Source organism: Klebsiella sp. GG_Kp173 (genome assembly GCF_040062415.1).
Classification (GTDB): Bacteria; Pseudomonadota; Gammaproteobacteria; order Enterobacterales; family Enterobacteriaceae; genus Klebsiella; species Klebsiella quasipneumoniae.
In genome coordinates this window covers 69686-87365 of record NZ_JBEAFZ010000088.1, presented here as the reverse complement: position 1 = coordinate 87365, position 17680 = coordinate 69686, and the positions used below count along the sequence as shown (strand labels likewise).

The 17680-nt window shown below is 59.0% G+C and carries 16 protein-coding genes; 5 read left to right on the top strand and 11 right to left on the bottom strand.

The window, feature by feature from the left end; genetic code table 11:
- Window positions 1–7 precede the first annotated feature (7 nt).
- From glyS to ABLU50_RS23380, 3 genes are all read left to right on the top strand, one after another.
- Complete coding sequence (gene glyS, locus ABLU50_RS23390) at window positions 8–2077, top strand: glycine--tRNA ligase subunit beta (RefSeq protein WP_087832340.1); 2070 nt, start codon at window positions 8–10, stop codon at window positions 2075–2077.
- Between the two features lie 325 nt (window positions 2078–2402).
- A complete protein-coding gene (hokA, locus tag ABLU50_RS23385) occupies window positions 2403–2555 on the top strand; it encodes a type I toxin-antitoxin system toxin HokA (protein WP_004205012.1) in 153 nt (50 codons plus the stop codon).
- Window positions 2556–2856: 301 nt separating this feature from the next.
- A complete protein-coding gene (locus tag ABLU50_RS23380) occupies window positions 2857–4476 on the top strand; it encodes an ATP-binding cassette domain-containing protein (protein ID WP_087832438.1) in 1620 nt (539 codons plus the stop codon).
- Between the two features lie 98 nt (window positions 4477–4574).
- Here ABLU50_RS23380 and cspA read toward each other — a convergent pair whose 3' ends face one another.
- The 3 genes from cspA to ABLU50_RS23365 form a co-directional block, all read right to left on the bottom strand.
- Window positions 4575–4787, bottom strand: coding sequence for an RNA chaperone/antiterminator CspA (gene cspA, locus ABLU50_RS23375; protein WP_000014594.1), 213 nt, complete (start codon window positions 4785–4787; stop codon window positions 4575–4577).
- 251 nt (window positions 4788–5038) lie between these two features.
- Window positions 5039–5329: an HTH-type transcriptional regulator gene (locus ABLU50_RS23370; RefSeq protein ID WP_004205010.1), complete on the bottom strand. Its 291-nt coding sequence runs from the start codon at window positions 5327–5329 to the stop codon at window positions 5039–5041.
- A 244-nt stretch (window positions 5330–5573) separates the two neighbouring features.
- On the bottom strand, window positions 5574–6929 hold the full coding sequence (locus ABLU50_RS23365) for an MFS transporter (protein ID WP_017900021.1): 1356 nt from the start codon (window positions 6927–6929) through the stop codon (window positions 5574–5576).
- Between the two features lie 440 nt (window positions 6930–7369).
- Here ABLU50_RS23365 and ABLU50_RS23360 point away from each other — a divergent pair, with 440 nt between their 5' ends.
- Window positions 7370–8080 (top strand): DUF3053 domain-containing protein, encoded by a 711-nt coding sequence (locus tag ABLU50_RS23360; protein ID WP_002921929.1) that lies wholly within the window; start codon window positions 7370–7372, stop codon window positions 8078–8080.
- 108 nt (window positions 8081–8188) lie between these two features.
- On the opposite strand, the gene ghrB is transcribed toward ABLU50_RS23360, so the two are convergent.
- The 6 genes from ghrB to ABLU50_RS23330 all read right to left on the bottom strand — a co-directional run bounded on the left by ghrB (window position 8189) and on the right by ABLU50_RS23330 (window position 14152).
- Window positions 8189–9160, bottom strand: coding sequence for a glyoxylate/hydroxypyruvate reductase GhrB (gene ghrB, locus ABLU50_RS23355; protein WP_017900020.1), 972 nt, complete (start codon window positions 9158–9160; stop codon window positions 8189–8191).
- Window positions 9161–9184: 24 nt separating this feature from the next.
- On the bottom strand, window positions 9185–10465 hold the full coding sequence (locus ABLU50_RS23350; RefSeq protein WP_004205006.1) for an MFS transporter: 1281 nt from the start codon (window positions 10463–10465) through the stop codon (window positions 9185–9187).
- A gap of 104 nt (window positions 10466–10569) precedes the next feature.
- Entirely contained in the window at window positions 10570–11505 is a 936-nt protein-coding gene (locus tag ABLU50_RS23345; RefSeq protein ID WP_004205005.1) for a sugar kinase, read from the bottom strand.
- 3 nt (window positions 11506–11508) lie between these two features.
- Window positions 11509–12258 carry a hypothetical protein gene (locus ABLU50_RS23340; RefSeq protein ID WP_017900019.1) on the bottom strand — a complete coding sequence of 250 codons (750 nt, stop codon included), beginning with the start codon at window positions 12256–12258 and terminating at the stop codon, window positions 11509–11511.
- 111 nt (window positions 12259–12369) lie between these two features.
- Window positions 12370–13386, bottom strand: a complete 1017-nt coding sequence (locus ABLU50_RS23335; protein ID WP_004205002.1) for a LacI family DNA-binding transcriptional regulator — start codon at window positions 13384–13386, stop codon at window positions 12370–12372.
- A 103-nt stretch (window positions 13387–13489) separates the two neighbouring features.
- Window positions 13490–14152 (bottom strand): OmpA family lipoprotein, encoded by a 663-nt coding sequence (locus tag ABLU50_RS23330; RefSeq protein ID WP_002921917.1) that lies wholly within the window; start codon window positions 14150–14152, stop codon window positions 13490–13492.
- A 166-nt stretch (window positions 14153–14318) separates the two neighbouring features.
- On the opposite strand from ABLU50_RS23330, the gene ABLU50_RS23325 reads away from it, so the two are divergent.
- Window positions 14319–16649, top strand: coding sequence for a molybdopterin guanine dinucleotide-containing S/N-oxide reductase (locus ABLU50_RS23325; RefSeq protein ID WP_087832439.1), 2331 nt, complete (start codon window positions 14319–14321; stop codon window positions 16647–16649).
- Here the strand turns inward: ABLU50_RS23325 and ABLU50_RS23320 are convergent.
- Window positions 16618–17058: an N-acetyltransferase gene (locus ABLU50_RS23320; protein WP_087832440.1), complete on the bottom strand. Its 441-nt coding sequence runs from the start codon at window positions 17056–17058 to the stop codon at window positions 16618–16620. The genes ABLU50_RS23325 and ABLU50_RS23320 overlap by 32 nt on opposite strands.
- Window positions 17036–17617, bottom strand: coding sequence for a DNA-3-methyladenine glycosylase I (tag, locus tag ABLU50_RS23315; protein WP_049004415.1), 582 nt, complete (start codon window positions 17615–17617; stop codon window positions 17036–17038). The genes ABLU50_RS23320 and tag overlap by 23 nt, the downstream gene beginning before the upstream one ends.
- Between the last annotated feature and the right edge of the window lie 63 nt (window positions 17618–17680).

Sequence of the window (17680 nt, the reverse complement as noted above, 5' to 3'; positions counted from 1 at the left end):
GGCGGCCATGTCTGAGAATACTTTTCTGGTGGAAATCGGCACTGAAGAGCTGCCACCAAAAGCGCTGCGCAGCCTGGCGGAATCTTTTGCTGCGAACGTGACCGCAGAGCTGGATAACGCCGGCCTCGCGCACGGTAAAGTGGAATGGTTTGCCGCTCCGCGTCGTCTGGCGCTGAAGGTAGCCAACCTGGCGGCGGCGCAGGCCGATCGCGAAGTGGAAAAACGCGGCCCGGCCGTTGCCCAGGCGTTCGATGCCGAAGGCAAGCCAAGCAAAGCGGCCGAAGGCTGGGCGCGCGGCTGCGGTATCACCGTCGATCAGGCCGAACGTCTGACCACGGACAAAGGCGAGTGGCTGCTGTATCGCGCCCATGTGAAGGGCGAAAGCACTGAAGCCCTGCTGCCGAACATGATTGCCAGCTCGTTGGCGAAGCTGCCGATCCCGAAACTGATGCGCTGGGGCGCGTCTGACGTCCACTTCGTGCGCCCGGTTCACACCGTCACGCTGCTGCTGGGTGACAAAGTGATCCCGTCTACTATCCTCGGTATTCCGTCCGATCGCGTGATCCGCGGCCATCGCTTTATGGGCGAGCCGGAATTCACCATCGACCATGCCGACCAGTACCCGCAGATCCTGCTGGAACGCGGTAAAGTCATCGCCGATTACGAACAGCGTAAAGCCAAAATCAAAGCCGATGCGGAAGAAGCGGCGCGTAAGATTGGCGGTAAAGCCGATCTGAGCGAAAGCCTGCTGGAAGAAGTCACCTCGCTGGTGGAATGGCCGGTGGTGCTGACGGCGAAGTTCGAAGAAAAATTCCTCGCGGTGCCGTCTGAAGCGCTGGTTTACACCATGAAGGGCGACCAGAAGTACTTCCCGGTCTACGACAACGCCGGTAAGCTGCTGCCGAACTTTATCTTCGTCGCTAACATCGAGTCGAAAGATCCGCAGCAGATCATCTCCGGTAACGAGAAGGTGGTCCGTCCGCGTCTGGCCGATGCCGAGTTCTTCTTCAACACCGACCGTAAAAAACGTCTGGAAGACAACCTGCCGCGTCTGGAAACCGTGCTGTTCCAGCAGCAGCTGGGGACTTTGCGCGACAAGACCGATCGCATTCAGGCGCTGGCGGGCTGGATTGCCGAGCAGATTGGCGCTGACGTGAACCACGCGACCCGCGCGGGCCTGCTGTCCAAGTGCGACCTGATGACCAACATGGTCTTCGAGTTCACCGACACCCAGGGCGTGATGGGGATGCACTACGCGCGCCATGATGGCGAAGCGGAAGATGTGGCCGTGGCGCTGAACGAACAGTATCAGCCGCGCTTTGCCGGCGACGCGCTGCCGTCTAACCCGGTGGCCTGCGCGGTGGCGATTGCCGATAAGATGGACACCCTGGCGGGTATCTTCGGTATCGGCCAGCACCCGAAAGGCGATAAAGACCCGTTTGCGCTGCGCCGCGCCGCGCTGGGCGTCCTGCGTATTATCGTCGAGAAGAACCTGAATCTCGATCTGCAAACGCTGACTGAAGAAGCGGTGCGTCTGTACGGTGAGAAGCTGACCAACGCCAACGTGGTCGATGACGTGATCGACTTTATGCTGGGCCGCTTCCGCGCCTGGTATCAGGACGAAGGCTACGGTGTCGACACTATCCAGGCGGTACTGGCGCGTCGTCCAACCCGCCCGGCGGATTTCGATGCGCGTATGAAGGCGGTATCGCACTTCCGTACTCTGGAAGAGTCCTCCGCGCTGGCGGCGGCGAACAAGCGTGTCTCCAACATCCTGGCGAAATCCGACGAAACGCTGAACGACATCGTTCACGCTTCGGTGCTGAAAGAAGCGGCGGAAATTAAGCTGGCGGGCAATCTGGTGGTGCTGCGCGACAAGCTGCAGCCGTACTTCGCCGCAGGCCGCTATCAGGATGCGCTGATCGAGCTGGCCGCCCTGCGCGAGCCGGTGGATGAGTTCTTCGAGAACGTGATGGTTAACGCTGAAGACAAAGATGTTCGCATCAACCGTCTGACGCTGCTGTCCAAACTGCGCGAGCTGTTCCTGCAGGTAGCGGATATTTCTCTGCTGCAGTAAGCGTATCGGAAATAATAAAAGACCTGCCTCAGGGCAGGTTTTTTTATACGTGAAATATAAATAGGTGAACCGCTAATAATTCTGTCATTGATATCTTCATTATTTTCATTTATCGATAAGAAATCTTTAGGAATATATAAACATAATTCCGCGAGATATTTACGCTAGAATGGCGGCGGGTGCTTGAGACTGTGTGTCTCAGGTATTCAGCGGGAGACAGACAGAGAAAAACCCCACCTGATAGTAATCAAAGTGAGGCTCCCCTATGCATGAACACCATAAGAGTAGCCTCTTACTTGTTGAAAATCAACACGGGAGGCGAGGAATGCCGCAAAAGTATCTGTTGTTTGGCTTAGTAGTGATTTGCTTCACTATTTTATTATTGACCTGGATGGTTCGTGATTCGCTATGTGAATTACAGATCAGGCAGGGAAATATTGAGCTGGTGGCATTCTTAGCCTGTGATATTAAACAGTAAGAGCATCTGGTGGGGATCTATCCCCACCATGCTTGCGGTGTCAGGTATTCTCAATGCACCCTTTCATTGTTCACCAAATAAATCCTTTGCCTCCTGATATCAGGAGGCCTTTTTATTTTTACACGGCCGTTGAATTAAACGGGCTTGAAATTCATAGCGGAGTGTGGCTATTCTATGCCCCGACGAATCCCTCGTCTCACTGGAGCGCGCCCCACAAATGAACAAACACGACTGATGAATTTCACGCCTTACCTCGCAGACGTTGCGGGTAGGGGAGTATTGATTTCATTCAGGAGTGCTTATGGCTCATTGCGCCCACATCCCCGCTTTTGTTTTACATCAGGTCACCTGTCAGTTTGCGACGGGACAGACCCTGTTTGGTCCGCTGAATTTATCGCTGGAACCGACCCTTTGCGGCCTGGTCGGCCGGAACGGCGTCGGCAAGACGCGTCTGCTGCGCCTGCTGGCGGGCTTTGAGTCTCCTGCCGGCGGCCATGTCGAGCGCACCGCCGCCGTGGCCTGGGTGGCGCAGCAGCCAACGCTCACGCCGGAGACCACCCTCGCCGCGCTGCTCGGCTATGCGCCGGTATTTGACGCCTTGTTCCGCCTGGAACAGGGTAATGGACTGGCCGACGATTTCGAGCTATTGGATGGCCACTGGGATCTCACCGATCGCCTGAGTTTAGCTTTCCGTGAAGCCGATCTCCCGCCGTTCTCTGCCGATCGCCCCGCTTTTTCACTCAGCGGCGGCGAGCGGATGAAGGCTCTGCTGTGCGGCGCCTTTGTCTCCGGCGCCGATTATCTGCTGCTGGATGAGCCTACCAACCATCTGGACCGCCCGGGGCGGGAGTGGCTCTATCACCAGCTGGAAAGCTGGCAGGGTGGGGCTCTGATCGCCAGCCACGACCGCGAGCTGCTGACGCGGATGCCGAGGATTATTGAGCTGACGCCGACGGCGCTGCGCAGCTACGGCGGCAACTATGCTGAATATCAGCGGCAGCGTGAGGCGGAGCAGCAGGCCGCACGCGCGGCGCTGGACCATGCGACGACCGAGCGGCGACGCACCCGCGCGCGAATGCAAAAGGAGCATGACGCCGCCCAGCGGCGCTCGGCGCAGACATTGCGTACTATTGATACCCTGAATATCGCCTCTTTTGAACGTGTGAAGTACAAAGGCGCGGCAAAAGAGCGTCCGGGAACGCTGCGCCGTCAGCATCGTGAACAGAACAGCAGTCTGAATGGCGCCGTGCAGCAAGCGCGAGAGCGGGTGGAAGAGGATACGCCGGTGATGTTCACCCTGCCAGGCAGCGAAGTGGCCGCCGGCAAGCAGGTGCTGGTGGTGGAGTCATTACAGCTCGACCATGCACCGGCTGCGCCGCTGGACTGGCGCGTGGATGGTCCGATGCGCATCGCGCTAAAGGGGCCGAACGGCTGTGGCAAAACCACTTTGCTGAAAACGCTGCTGGGGCTGGAGCAGGCCGCCTCAGGCGATGTCCGGCTGTCGGTGAGCGCCGCTTACCTCGATCAACATCTGACGCAGCTGGATTTATCCCTGTCGGTCATGGCGCACCTGAGCCTGGAAGATACCCCGCTGGATGAGGGCCTCCTGCGCACCCGCCTGGCGCAGCTGCAGCTGGGCGCGGATAAGGTCACTCTGCCGCTGTCGGCGCTCAGCGGCGGCGAACGCCTGAAAGCGGCCCTGGCCTGCGTACTCTGGCGACGCGATCCGGCCCAGCTGCTGTTGTTGGATGAGCCGACCAACCATCTCGATTTAGCATCGACGCAGGCTATTGAAAGCGCGCTGGCGGCGTTTCCCGGCGCGATGCTGGTGGTGTCGCATGATGAGGCGTTTTTACAAGGTCTGAGGCTGACCCATAGTCTGGCATGGGAGGAAACGGGCTGGCGCTATACCCGGCTCTGAATGCCCAACAGCCGCCATCGTATGCTGGCGGCTGTTGGCGACAGATAAAAAAAATCCCCGCCATCAGGCAGGGATTCTTGATTCTTAGCGGCTTGAACTTACAGAGAAGTTACGTTGCCAGCTGCCGGGCCTTTAGCGCCGCTTTCGATGGTGAAGGAGACTTTCTGACCTTCATCCAGGGATTTGTAGCCATCGTTCTGGATAGCAGAGAAGTGTACGAACACGTCTTTAGAGCCATCGTCAGGAGTGATGAAGCCGAAGCCTTTGTCAGCGTTGAACCATTTTACGATACCAGTCATTTTACCGGACATAGTGAATTACCTTTAAAAAAATAAGTGAGCCTTGCGGCGTAGCGGTCTGGACTACAGATTTAAAGCGATAAAGGGAAAGTTCACTACGGGGGTATCTTTGGATAACCTTAGAAGGACTGCTCTATTCGACTGCTCTGTGGTCTGTACATCAAACCTGCGAGCATTAACGCACGTTCAGCACCTGATAGCAAACTTTTTTTACGGTGCAGCGGTAAAAGCTCCCTTGCTGGCCCTTACCGCTGCGCTCGGGATTAATCGAGTAACTGCCTTGAAAGCTGCGGGTTGGCCTGAATCAGGCGCATTAATTTTAGCTCAGTGGGGGACGGTCTTACCCGTCTCGATTCCCACTCTCTTACCATAGCGACGCTCACGCCCATGGCGTTGGCGAAGTCGTCAATCTTAAGTCCAGTGCCTTTACGCAGCTGTTCAAATTCACTAAACACAGTGGACTTACGGTTTGAGGTAAGTGTCTGATTATCGTCCTTAAAAACGATGTGTTCCAGGCTGCTCAGCAGTTCAAACACGGGATCTTTATATTCCATTGAGAACTCCTTTTATCACACAGCGGAAGAGATTTTTCTAAAGCTCTTTAAGAATAGTCAGAAAAAAGCATCAAGGATGGTAACGCCCGTGATTATTTGCCAGCAGGTTATCGAATCAGCCCCAATAGCCGAACGGCAGCGGCGCCTAAGAGCATGATTACTAATACGATGGAGTGGCTTCGAAAATTTTTGTAAACGGATAAGAAAAAAGCGGCAAAGCCGGCGCGGGACGCCGGCTTGTCGATCAGGCTTTCTGCAGACCTCTCGCGTCCTCTGTCGCCGCCGGCGCTGATTTACTGACCCGATATTTAATCAGCAGCGCGATGGCTGACAGGAATGCCGGGATAGCCAGCAGGGTGAAAATGGTCTCAAACGAGAGCTGGGCTTGCATCAGGAAGGCGCCGCTGAACGCGCCAAGGATCCCGCCGAAGCGGCCAATGCCCAGCATCCAGGCCACGCCGGTGGCGCGCCCTTGTGTCGGGTAGAAGCCTGCCGCCAGCGCCGGCATCGACGACTGCGCGCCGTTCATAATACTGCCGGCGATAAACACCATCACCCCCATCAGCGCCAGGCTGCTGGTAGAGAAGCCCACCAGACAGACGAAAACGCCGGTCAGCAGCCAGCCGACGGCCACCACCTTATTGGGATTGATCTTGTCCATCAGAGCGCCGAGGATCAGCACGCCAATTCCACCGCCGAGTGGGAACAGGGCGGTGATAATAGAGGCCTGACTCATCGATGCGCCGGTCTCGCGGATTAGCAGCGGCAGCCAGCTGGTCAGGAGATAGAAGATCAGCAGGCCCATAAAGTAGGTCAGGCACAGCATCACGGTGCCCACCGCGTAGCGTGGGGAGAAAATGACGCCTATGGCCGACTTCTCTTTCACCTGGCCTGCTTCGTGCAGCTCAAACTCCACCGTCTCCGGCAGCGGCGCGATACGCCGCAGGATGGCGGCAATGCGCTGCGCCGGCTGACGCTTCACCACCAGATAGCGGGCGGACTCCGGCAGCAGGAAAATTAATGCTACCGCCAGCAGGAGAGGCATCACGCCGCCCAATACCAGCACGCTCTGCCAGCCATAGTGCGGGATCATCCAGGCGGATAAAAAGCCGCCCAGCGACGAGCCCATCGGAAAGCCGACAAACATCAGGTTCACCAGCAGCGCCCGACGGCGCTCCGGCGCATATTCGCTCATTAGCGTCGCGGCATTGGGCATCGCCGCGCCGAGGCCCAGGCCGGTCAGGAAGCGCAGCAGCGTCAGCTGGTTAAGGCTGGTGGCAAAGGCGGTGAGCAGGCTGAATCCTCCGAACACCACGATCGACATAATCAGCACTTTCTTGCGGCCGATACGGTCAGCCAGTGGTCCCGCGGTTAACGCGCCGACCGCCAGGCCAACCAGCGCGGCGCTCATCACCGGGCCGAGGGCTGATTTTTCCACGCCCCATTCCTGGACCAGGTCGGAGGCGATGAATCCGATGATCGCGGTGTCGAACCCGTCCATCGCGACGGTGATGAAGCAGAGCGCGAGGATCATCCACTGGTAGCGGGTGAAGGGGTGCTCGTTGATAAAGGCCTGAATGTCGATGGTTGTCTTAGTCATACGGCTTTCCTGGCAGACTGAGCGAGGGACAGAGGTTTGTTATTATCGTCGCCTTCGCGTCGTTGAGATTGATTTGTGCGATAATCGAACGCATCGCCGTTAATCGCTCATTCATCAAATCATTGAAGCGCTGACCAGGCAATCCGGGTGGGCGCCAAAGCGTGCGATTATCGTCCGCTTCAGGGCGCGGCGTTGGGCAGTGGATTATAAATTTCAAAAATATCAATCAGTTAATTGATATTCATCGGTTTAATTTGAAGCGCATATTTGTGATGCGCATAACAGACGCGCCAGGCGACGGCAGCGGCGTGCGGAATGGCGTTTTTCCTGCGTAAGATTAGCAGTAAAGGGTATCCTGCGAGGCCGAGCTGGACTATCCTTGTCAGCGTCTGGCACGTGTGTGTCTTTGTGCGCTTTTTTTGGCTGAAAGGAGTAAAAAAATGGCGACAGGAAAGTCCTGCTCTCGCTGGTTTGCGGCTATGGCGGCCTTATTAATGGTGGTTAGCCTGAGTGGGTGTTTTGATAAAGAAGGCGATCAGCGCAAAGCGTTTATCGACTTCCTGCAGAATACGGCGATGCGTAGCGGTGAACGACTGCCGACGCTGACCGCCGATCAGAAAAAACAGTTTGGGCCGTTTGTCTCTGACTACGCGGTGATCTACGGCTACTCGCAGCAGGTGAGCCAGGCGATGGACGCTGGTCTGCGCCCGGTAGTGGACAGCGTCAATGCGATCCGCGTTCCGCAGGACTATATGACCCAGCGCGAGCCGCTGCGTCAGGCGAACGGCGCGCTGGGCGTGCTCAGCCAGCAGCTGCAGAATGCCAAAATGCAGGCCGATGCCGCGCATGGCGCGCTGAAGCAGGCGGACGATCTCAAGCCGGTCTTCGATCAGGTTTACGCCAAGGTGGTGACGGCGCCAGCCGACGCGCTGCAGCCGCTGATCCCGGCCGCGCAGATCTTTACCCAGCAGCTGGTTCAGGTGGGGGATTTTGTCGCCCAGCAGGGAACCCAGGTGAGCTTTGTGGCCAACGGCATTCAATTCCCGACTTCCCAGCAGGCTAGTCAGTACAATGCGCTGATTGGGCCGCTGGCGGCGCAGCATCAGGCGTTTAATCAGGCATGGACGGCGGCGGTGAACGCGACCCGCTAATGCCCTGTCTGGCTGACGTGAGCTGCGGCGAACGGGCTGGATAACGGACAGAATGCAAAAAGAACCCGGGGAGGGCGATTGCCGCCGCTACCCGGGTTTTTTTATGGCTTATTTTACCTGCGGATTGACGCAGTTTTTTTCGACCTTGCCGTTCAGGGCGTCGATCAGGTTATCCACCGCGCAGGCCGCCATGTTGTAGCGCGTCTCATGGGTGGCGGAGCCGATATGCGGCAGCGCGACGACGTTCGGCAGGCTCAGCAGCGGCGAATCTTTAGCCAGCGGCTCGTGCTCGAAGACATCAAGGCCGGCAGCGTGAATGTCACCCGCCTGCAGGGCGGCGATCAGCGCCTGCTCATCGACCACCGGGCCGCGCCCGGCGTTAATAAAGATGGCGGAAGATTTCATTTTGGCGAACTGCGCCTGGCCGAACAGATGATGGGTCTCTTCGCTCAGGGGCAGGATCAGGCAGACAAAATCGGCTTCCTGCAGCAGGGTATCAAGATCGCAATAGCGTGCGTTGAAACGTTCCTCCGCCTGCGGATGCTGGCGGCGCGCGTTATACAGGATCGGCATGCCGAACCCGAAGTGGGCGCGCTGCGCCAGCGCCATGCCGATGCGGCCCATGCCGACGATACCTAAGGTTTTATGGTGTACGTCGGTACCGAACCAGTCTGGCCCAATGCTCTTCGTCCATTCGCCCGCTTTAACGCGCTCCGCCACTTCCACCACCCGGCGGGCGGTGCTCAGCACCAGCGCCATGATCGTGTCGGCGACGGTTTCGGTCAGCACGGTCGGGGTATGCATCAGCAGCACCCGGCGGGCGTTCAGCGCCTCGACGTCGAAGTTGTCATAACCAACGGATACGGTGGAGGTCGCACGCAGCTTCGGCATCTTCTCCAGCAGCGCGGCGTCAACCTTTTCGCTGGAGCCCAGCAGGCCTTCAGCCTGGGCAAAGGCCTCAGCGTGCTGCGAAACGGTCTCCGGCCGCAGGTTTTTCACCTGAGTGACGGAAAAGTGCTCCTCCAGACGCTGTAGCAGGTCGTCGGGAAGCGTTTTATAGAGAATGACAGACGGCTTCATGCGAATCTCCGTAGTGTGAGTCGTTCAGGCGTGATGAGCGCCAAGTGGAAGGTTTTGATTATTAGCAGGCTTAACAATCAAAGTCAGCCATACTGAGGCGAAAAGCGCCACCCCCATAAAAATATAGGAAGCTGCTGGGCTGCCGGTGGCACCGTTCAGGTAGCCGACAAACCACGAGCCGCAGAAGGATCCCAGGGCGCCCATGCTGTTGATCAGCGCCATGGCGCCACCGGCGACGTTGCGTGGCAGCATTTCCGGAATAATGGCGAAGAAGGGGCCGTAAGGCGCATACATTGCCGCACCAGCCACTACCAGCAAGGTGTAAGAGACCCAGAAGTGGTTGGCGCCGACCGCCCAGGAGCCGATGAAGGCCAGTCCGCCAATCAGCAGCAGCGGCCAGACGAACAGCTTACGGTTCTGCATTTTATCGGAGGCCCAGGAGACCACGATCATGGCGATAGTCGCCGCCAGGTATGGGACCGAGGAGAGCCAGCCCACTTCCACCATCCCCATATTTTCGCCGCCGCTGCGGATAATCGACGGCAGCCACAGTACAAAGCCGTACACGCCGATGCTCCAGGCAAAGTACTGGGCGCAGAGCAGGATCACGTTGCGGGAGCGGAAGGCCTCGCCATAGTTACGCACCGCTTTGATGCCCTGCTGCTCACGATCCAATTGTTCCTGCAGCGCGGCTTTTTCACTCTCCGCCAGCCAGGATACCTGCGACGGTTTATCTTTCACCAGCACCCACCAGCAGAAGGCCCAGATCACCGCCGGCACCCCTTCGATGATAAACATTTCCCGCCAGCCGAAGGCCTGAATCAGGTAGCCGGAGACCACCGACATCCACAGGACCGTCACCGGGTTGCCGAGGATCAGGAAGGTATTGGCTCGCGAGCGCTCGGATTTGGTGAACCAGTTGCTGATATAGATCAGCATCGCCGGCATCACCGCCGCTTCGACGACGCCGAGAATAAAGCGAATGGCCGCCAGCGCCGGGATATTATGCACAATCCCGGTCAGGGAGGCGCAGCCGCCCCACAGGATCAGGCAGATAAAGATCAGTTTGCGAACGCTGCGGCGCTCTGCATAAATAGCGCCGGGGATCTGAAAGAAGAAGTAGCCAAGGAAGAACAGCGCCCCCAGCAGGGAAGAGATCCCTTTGGTGATGCCCAGGTCTTCGGTAATGCCTGCCGCGGAGGCGAAGCTGAAGTTGGCGCGGTCGAGGTACGCCAGGCTATACGTGATAAACACGATAGGCATGATGTACCACCAGCGTTTCGTTGCATTTGTTGAGCTATTCATAGGCTTGCCTCTGTCAATGAGGTGACATACGTCCGTCGAAACGGGCGCTGCTGTGCCGCGCTGCAGGTAGGGTACAGGGCGGCTGTTATTGTTGCGTATAAATGTTATTCGCCCAGCGCGTCGCGGGTGGGCAGCCCCTCGCTGTCGCCCTGGACCTGAATCGCCAGCGAACCGATTTTATTGCCGCGGTTCACCGCCTGAAGCAGGGTTTTGCCTTCCAGCAGGGCGCTAATCACCCCAACGGCAAAGCCGTCGCCGGCGCCGACGGTATCGACGACGTTTTCGACTTTAATGGCATCAACCGTTCCCTGTTCGCCGTTGGCGCTCTTGAACCAGGCGCCGTCGCAGCCAGTTTTAATGACCACCGCCTTGACGCCGCGCGAGAGATAGAAATCGGCTATCCCCTCCGGAGTCTGCTGGCCGGTGAGGATGACGCCCTCTTTTAAGCCTGGCAAAACCCAGTCAGCCTGGAAGGCGAGACGGTTGAGTTTCTCCACCATCTCGGCTTCGCTTTTCCACAGCACCGGACGCAGATTGGGATCGAAAGAGAGGGTTTTGCCCTCGGCTTTCATGACCTTCGCCGCATGCTCCAGCAGCGCATATGAGCTTTCAGAGAGCGCGGCGGCCACGCCGCTCAGGTGCAAATGACGGGCGCTGGTGAAGTAGTCGGCGCGAAAATCGTCAGGCGACAGATGGCTGGCGGCAGAACCTTTGCGGAAATACTCCACAATGGGATCGGTTCCATTTTCGACTTTCGATTTCATCTGGAAACCGGTAGCGAAGCGGTTGTCAATGGCGACAGCATGGCTATCGATCCCCTCTTTCGCCAGCGATTGCAGTACGAAGCGGCCAAAGCTATCGTTACCGACGCGGCTGACCCAGCCGACCTTCAGACCCAGGCGAGCCAGGCCGGTGGCGACGTTCAGCTCGGCGCCGGCGACACGTTTCATAAAATGCTCCACCTCGGCCAGATCGCCGGTTTCGGTGGCGACAAACATGGCCATAGCTTCGCCGATGGTGATGACATCTAAATTTTCCACGGCTTATTCCTCGCGTAACAGGTTGACGTAGCGGCGGGTCACGGCCGTCAGGTCATGGCCAGTCAGCGGAAACTCGATTCCACGCGGCGCGTCGGCGGGAAGATTATCGAGCAGGGCCAGCCAGCGGTCGGCGGCCTGATCCGGCGGCACAGCGCGGAATTTCTCCTGATGTGGCTCCGCCGCTTTCACATGAATATAGCTGACCGCCGGCGCAAGATGGCGGGCTGCCTCTTCCGGCGAATCGCCGACCCACAGCCAGTTGCCCATATCAAACGTTAAGGTGATCGGCAGCTGATGGACCCGGCAGGCGGCTTTGAAGCGCTGCATCGGCGCCAGCTGGCCGCAGTCGGTCTGATCATTCTCCACCACCAGCGCCATGCCGCTGTCGCTGAGGATATGGCGCAGCTCGTCGAGCTGCTGGTTGTGGCGGAAATGGCCAAGGGAGAGCTTCAGCCACAGGGCGTTAAGGGTCTGCGCTTCCGCGAGCAGCGTCGGGAGATGCGGGTTAAGCTCGCCGTTGTCGGCGAACAGCGCCTGGGGCGCGGAGTAGCAAGCCAGCAGGCCGTGGCGCTCGATGGCGGCTGCCAGCGCCGGCAGGGCGTTGAGCTCTTCGGCGCTGAACAGCTCGCGGCGGATTTCGACGCCGTCCGCGCCGGCGTCGGCGATAAACGGCAGGACGGCGGCCTGGCCGCCTAAGGATTTAACATGGTCATTACCATAGGCAGCGGTAACGACAATAATTTTTCTGGCCATCGCGCTCTTACTCCCGGCGTTTGTTGCTTAATCTCCTTATTACGCTAGATGGTATCGGTTCCATAAGAAAGGGCGAGATGTTTAATTTATGATCGGCATCACGAAGGATCGTTAACGGGAGGTTGATCCGCGGACGATAAGCTCGCCGGAAAAGACCCGCTCGCAGATGGGGTCGTTAGTGCCGGCAATGCGCCGAATCACCTGTTCTACCGCCGCGTAGCCGATCTGCCACGTCGGTTGTTTGAGGGTGGTGATGCCGACGCCGGCCAGCTCCGCCCACTCCAGTTCGTCGAAGCCCAGCAGGCCGATATCGCTGCCCCAGATCAGGCCGACGCGCTTCAGGGCGCGGGCCACCTGCAGCGTCAGCGCGCCGTTGGCGGAGATCACCGCTTTGCGCATCCCGCGGTGGCGGGCGTGGAACTGGCGCAGGACGTTGTCCATCATCGCGCCGTCGTTGAGCTGTACTTCGGCGTTTTCGGCCACCACGCCGTGGTGGCGGGCGAGCGTGGCGCGAAAGGCGCTCAGGCGCTCGCGGCGGGTATTGACCGAGCCCAGCGGTTCGCTGAGAAACAGGATGGCCTCAAAGCCTTTCTCCACCAGGTGTTCGGTGGCGGTGGTGGCGGCCTGAGCGTTATCAAGTCCGACCACATCGCAGGCGAAATCGGGGATTTTACGGTCAATCAGCACCATCGGCAGGGCCGACTGCTGCAGGCGGTTCAGGCCATCCTCCCGCATGCCGACCGCGTTGACGACGATGCCTTCCACCTGATAGCTGCGCAGCAGGTCGAGATAGTGCAGCTCCTGGTCAAGCTCGTTATTGGTGTTACATACCAGCAGGGTAAAGCCCTTTTCCCGGCAGGCCGCTTCAATGCCACTCATGACATTGACCGAATAGGGGTTGGTGATATCGGCGATGATCAGGCCGATGAGGCGGGTGCGGCCGTGCTTGAGGCCGCGGGCCATCAGGCTGGGGCGGTAGTCGAGTTCGGCAATGGCTTTTTCAATACGTGATAACAGATCGTCGGAAAGCAGGTGCTTCTCGCCGTTAAGATACCGTGAAATGCTGGTTTTGCCGGTCTTTGCGGCTTTCGCCACATCGCTAATGGTTGCACGCGCCGCTTTCGCCATGATGGCTTCCTTTGCTGAAAATCTGCCAACACCTTAGCGCGAAAAATAGCGATATCAAGCATTTTGCCCGGCAGAGGCGCGGCCGGGCAACATGAGGATGCGCTTATTGCAGCGGGCTGAGGGTGATTTCCACGCGACGGTTCTGCGCCTTACCTTCCGCCGTGCTGTTGCTGGCGATCGGGTTCGCCGGCCCCATGCCGGTGGTGCGAATGCGGTTGGCCGCCACGCCCTGGGTGATCAGTGCGCTGGCGACGCTGTCAGCACGCTGCTGCGACAGACGCATATTCAGATCCTTACTGCCGGTGCTGTCGGTGTAGCCGACGACGTTAACGGCGGTTTTCTCATACTCTTTCAGCACCATGGCCACGCCGGTCAGGGTGTTGGCGCCGGCCGGTTTCAGGTTGGCGCTGTTGCTGTCGAAAGTGACGTTATTCGGCATGTTCAGCACAATATTGTCACCATTTCGCGTCACGCTGACCCCGGTTCCCTGCATTTTGTCGCGCAGCTTCGCTTCCTGCACGTCCATGTAGTAGCCTATGCCGCCGCCCAGCGCCGCGCCTGCCGCTGCGCCAATCAGCGCACCTTTGCCGCGGTCATGTTTGGAAGAGGAGAGCGCGCCGACGCCAGCGCCCACTAAGGAGCCAATACCTGCGCCAATACCGGATTTACCTGCTTCACGCTCACCGGTATAGGGGTTGGTGGTGCAGCCAGAAATCGCCAGGGTGCCGCTGACCAGCGCCGCAATCATAAGTACGCGTTTTTTCATTTAATGTCCTTAATCCTTTTTATTCTTTGTCACAGCGAACGTGACGGTTGATTATGACGCGCGAATACGTAGAAAATTCCCCAAACACCATCTCATTTTGTAAATAACATTGAACGGCGCCGATCGCACCGTCACCACACCTGCTTTCGCTGACCAGGAGCTGCCCTTGCCAACCTCATCTGCAACCAAAACCATTTTAACCGCCGCCCATTGGGGACCGATGCTGGTGGAAACGGACGGGGAAAACGTCCTCTCCTCCCGCGGCGCGCTGGCGACACCGTTTGCCAACTCGCTGCAAACGGCGGTGCGCGACCAGGTGCACAGTAAAACCCGCGTGCGCTACCCGATGGTGCGCAAAGGTTTCCTTGCCTCTCCGGACAAGCCCCAGGGGGTCCGCGGTCAGGATGAATTTGTGCGGGTGAGCTGGGAGCAGGCGCTGGATCTGATCGATGCCCAGCATCGTCGGATCCGCGAAAGCTACGGACCGGCCTCTATTTTTGCCGGCTCCTACGGCTGGCGTTCTAACGGCGTCCTGCATAAGGCGGCCACCCTGCTGCAGCGCTATATGAGCCTGGCGGGCGGCTACACCGGCCATCTCGGGGATTACTCCACCGGCGCGGCGCAGGCGATCATGCCTTACGTCGTGGGCGGCAATGAGGTATATCAGCAGCAGACCAGCTGGCCGCTGGTGCTGGAATACAGCGAGGTAGTGGTGCTGTGGAGCGCCAACCCGCTGAATACGCTGAAAATTGCCTGGAACGCCTCCGACGAGCAGGGTATCCCGTGGTTCGACCGGCTGCGCCAGAGCGGAAAACGCCTGATCTGCATCGATCCGATGCGATCGGAAACTGTCGATTTCTTTGGCGATTCGATGGAGTGGATCGCGCCGCATATGGGCACCGACGTCGCGCTGATGCTGGGTATCGCCCATACGCTGGTGGAGAATGGCTGGCAGGACGACGAGTTTCTTGCCCGCTGCGCCAGCGGCTACGAGATTTTTGCCCGCTATCTGACCGGCGAAAGCGACGGCGTGGCGAAAACCGCCGACTGGGCGGCGGCTATCTGCGGCGTCGCAGCGGATAAGATCCGCGAACTGGCGAAACTTTTCCACGAAAACACCACTATGCTGATGGCCGGCTGGGGCATGCAGCGCCAGCAGTATGGCGAGCAGAAACACTGGATGCTGGTCACCCTGGCTGCGATGCTGGGGCAGATTGGCACCCCAGGGGGCGGGTTTGGTCTTTCCTACCATTTCGCCAACGGCGGCAATCCGACCCGCCGCGCGGCGGTGCTGGGCTCGATGCAGGGGAGCGTGGCCGGAGGCGTGGACGCCGTGGAGAAGATCCCGGTCGCGCGGATTGTCGAGGCGCTGGAGAACCCGGGGGCGGAGTATCAGCACAACGGCATGGCGCGGCGCTTCCCCGATATTCGCTTTATCTGGTGGGCCGGCGGCGCCAACTTTACCCATCATCAGGATACCAACCGCCTGATTCAGGCCTGGCAGAAACCAGAGCTTATCGTCATCTCCGAATGCTTCTGGACCGCCGCCGCGCGTCATGCCGATATCGTCCTGCCGGCGACCACCTCGTTTGAGCGCAACGATCTGACGATGACCGGGGACTACAGCAATCAGCATCTGGTGCCGATGAAGCAGGTGGTCGCCCCGCAGGGTGAAGCGCGCGATGATTTCGCGGTCTTTGCCGACCTCAGCGAACGCTGGGAGGCGGGCGGCCGCGAGCGCTTTACCGAAGGGAAGAGCGATCTGCAGTGGCTGGAGACCTTCTATCAGATGGCCGCCCGGCGCGGCGCCCAGCAGCAGGTGACGCTGCCGCCGTTTGCTGAATTCTGGCAGGCTAACCAGCTGATTGAGATGCCGGAGGAGCCGGAGAATGCCCGTTTCATCCGCTTTGCCGCCTTCCGCGACGATCCCCAGGCCAACCCGCTGAAAACGGCGAGCGGTAAAATTGAGATCCACTCGCCGACCATCGCCGCCTTTGGCTACACCGACTGCCCGCCGCACCCAATGTGGCTGGAGCCCGACGAGTGGCATGGCAACGCCGAGGCGGGGCAGCTGCAGCTGCTGTCGGCCCATCCGGCCCACCGGCTGCACAGTCAACTGAACTACTCCGCGCTGCGCGAACGCTATGCCGTTGCCGGACGCGAACCGTTGACTATTCATCCGCAGGATGCTCGGGCGCGGGGGATTGCCGATGGCGATCTGGTGCGGGTGTGGAACGCCCGCGGTCAGGTGCTGGCCGGCGCGGTGGTGACGGAGGGGATCCGCCCGGGGGTGATATGCCTGCATGAAGGAGCGTGGCCCGACCTGGATCCGGTGGCGGGCATCTGCAAAAACGGGGCGGTGAACGTCTTAACTAAAGATATCCCAACATCCCGCCTGGGCAACGGCTGCGCCGGTAACACCGCCCTGGCGTGGCTGGAGAAATATACCGGCCCGGCGCTGCCGCTTACGGCATTTGATCCGCCGGCCAGCGCATAATCCAGGTGGGGTGCTGAGTATCGTCCTGCCATGCGCAATCTTCAATGCGGAAGCCTTGCGCATGGTAGAAACTGACCGCTGATTCGTTTTTCTGATAAACCTCAAGGCTAAGCCAGGCGTAGTGCTGCTTGACTTCATCCAGCAGCGCCCGGCCAATGCCCTGGCGAATAGCGTCCGGCGCGACGAACAGCGCGCCGACGAAACGGGACTCCAGCACGCTGACAAAGCCTTTTAGCTCCCCGTTGCGCTCCCAGACCCAGGTGCTGGCGGCGGGAAGATATACATCCCGTACCACCGCGACGCTGTCGCGCCAGTAGCTTTCGCTGATAAAGGGATGGGCATGAATCGTGCTTTCCAGCCACAGGTCCAGCAGCGGCAGGTTATCTTTAGCGTCCCATTTGCGGATCATCCTGACCTCCAGGGTGACAGAAGCAGCCGGTGACATGGTCGTTGACCAGCCCGCAGGCCTGCATAAAAGAGTAACAGATCGTCGAACCGACAAACTTAAAACCGCGTTTTTTCAAAGCCTTAGACAACGCATCTGAGGCCGGCGTCGTGGTCGGGATCTCCGCCAGCGTCGCCGCGCGGGTGACCTGGGGCGCATTGTCGACGAAGGACCAGACAAAATCAGTGAACGACTCGCCATTTTCCTCCATCGCCAGATACGCCCGGGCGTTGCCGATGATGGCCTGGATTTTTCCCCGATGGCGGATAATCCCGGCATCCTGCAGCAGCCGCTCGACATCTTCATCCCCCATCGCCGCCACGCGCACCGGATCGAACTGGTGAAAAGCCTGGCGATAGTTTTGCCGTTTTTTTAACACCGTGATCCATGATAACCCGGCCTGCTGACCCTCAAGGCAGATCATTTCAAACAGCCGCTGGGACGCTTTTTGCGCGACACCCCATTCGGTATCGTGATACTCGATATATAACGGATCCTGACTCACCCATCCGCAACGCTGCATAGCTATTTCTCCCTCTGCGCTAAAAAAGTGGACGCCCCGGCTTGACGACTGAAAGATAAAGAT

Coding starts and splice junctions, on each gene's coding strand:
- glyS (WP_087832340.1), top strand. CDS start 8: ATGTCTGAGAATACTTTTCTGGTGGAAATCGGCACTGAAGAGCTGCCA.
- hokA (WP_004205012.1), top strand. CDS start 2,403: ATGCCGCAAAAGTATCTGTTGTTTGGCTTAGTAGTGATTTGCTTCACT.
- ABLU50_RS23380 (WP_087832438.1), top strand. CDS start 2,857: ATGGCTCATTGCGCCCACATCCCCGCTTTTGTTTTACATCAGGTCACC.
- cspA (WP_000014594.1), bottom strand. CDS start 4,787: ATGTCCGGTAAAATGACTGGTATCGTAAAATGGTTCAACGCTGACAAA.
- ABLU50_RS23370 (WP_004205010.1), bottom strand. CDS start 5,329: ATGGAATATAAAGATCCCGTGTTTGAACTGCTGAGCAGCCTGGAACAC.
- ABLU50_RS23365 (WP_017900021.1), bottom strand. CDS start 6,929: ATGACTAAGACAACCATCGACATTCAGGCCTTTATCAACGAGCACCCC.
- ABLU50_RS23360 (WP_002921929.1), top strand. CDS start 7,370: ATGGCGACAGGAAAGTCCTGCTCTCGCTGGTTTGCGGCTATGGCGGCC.
- ghrB (WP_017900020.1), bottom strand. CDS start 9,160: ATGAAGCCGTCTGTCATTCTCTATAAAACGCTTCCCGACGACCTGCTA.
- ABLU50_RS23350 (WP_004205006.1), bottom strand. CDS start 10,465: ATGAATAGCTCAACAAATGCAACGAAACGCTGGTGGTACATCATGCCT.
- ABLU50_RS23340 (WP_017900019.1), bottom strand. CDS start 12,258: ATGGCCAGAAAAATTATTGTCGTTACCGCTGCCTATGGTAATGACCAT.
- ABLU50_RS23335 (WP_004205002.1), bottom strand. CDS start 13,386: ATGGCGAAAGCGGCGCGTGCAACCATTAGCGATGTGGCGAAAGCCGCA.
- ABLU50_RS23330 (WP_002921917.1), bottom strand. CDS start 14,152: ATGAAAAAACGCGTACTTATGATTGCGGCGCTGGTCAGCGGCACCCTG.
- ABLU50_RS23320 (WP_087832440.1), bottom strand. CDS start 17,058: ATGATCCGCAAATGGGACGCTAAAGATAACCTGCCGCTGCTGGACCTG.
- tag (WP_049004415.1), bottom strand. CDS start 17,617: ATGCAGCGTTGCGGATGGGTGAGTCAGGATCCGTTATATATCGAGTAT.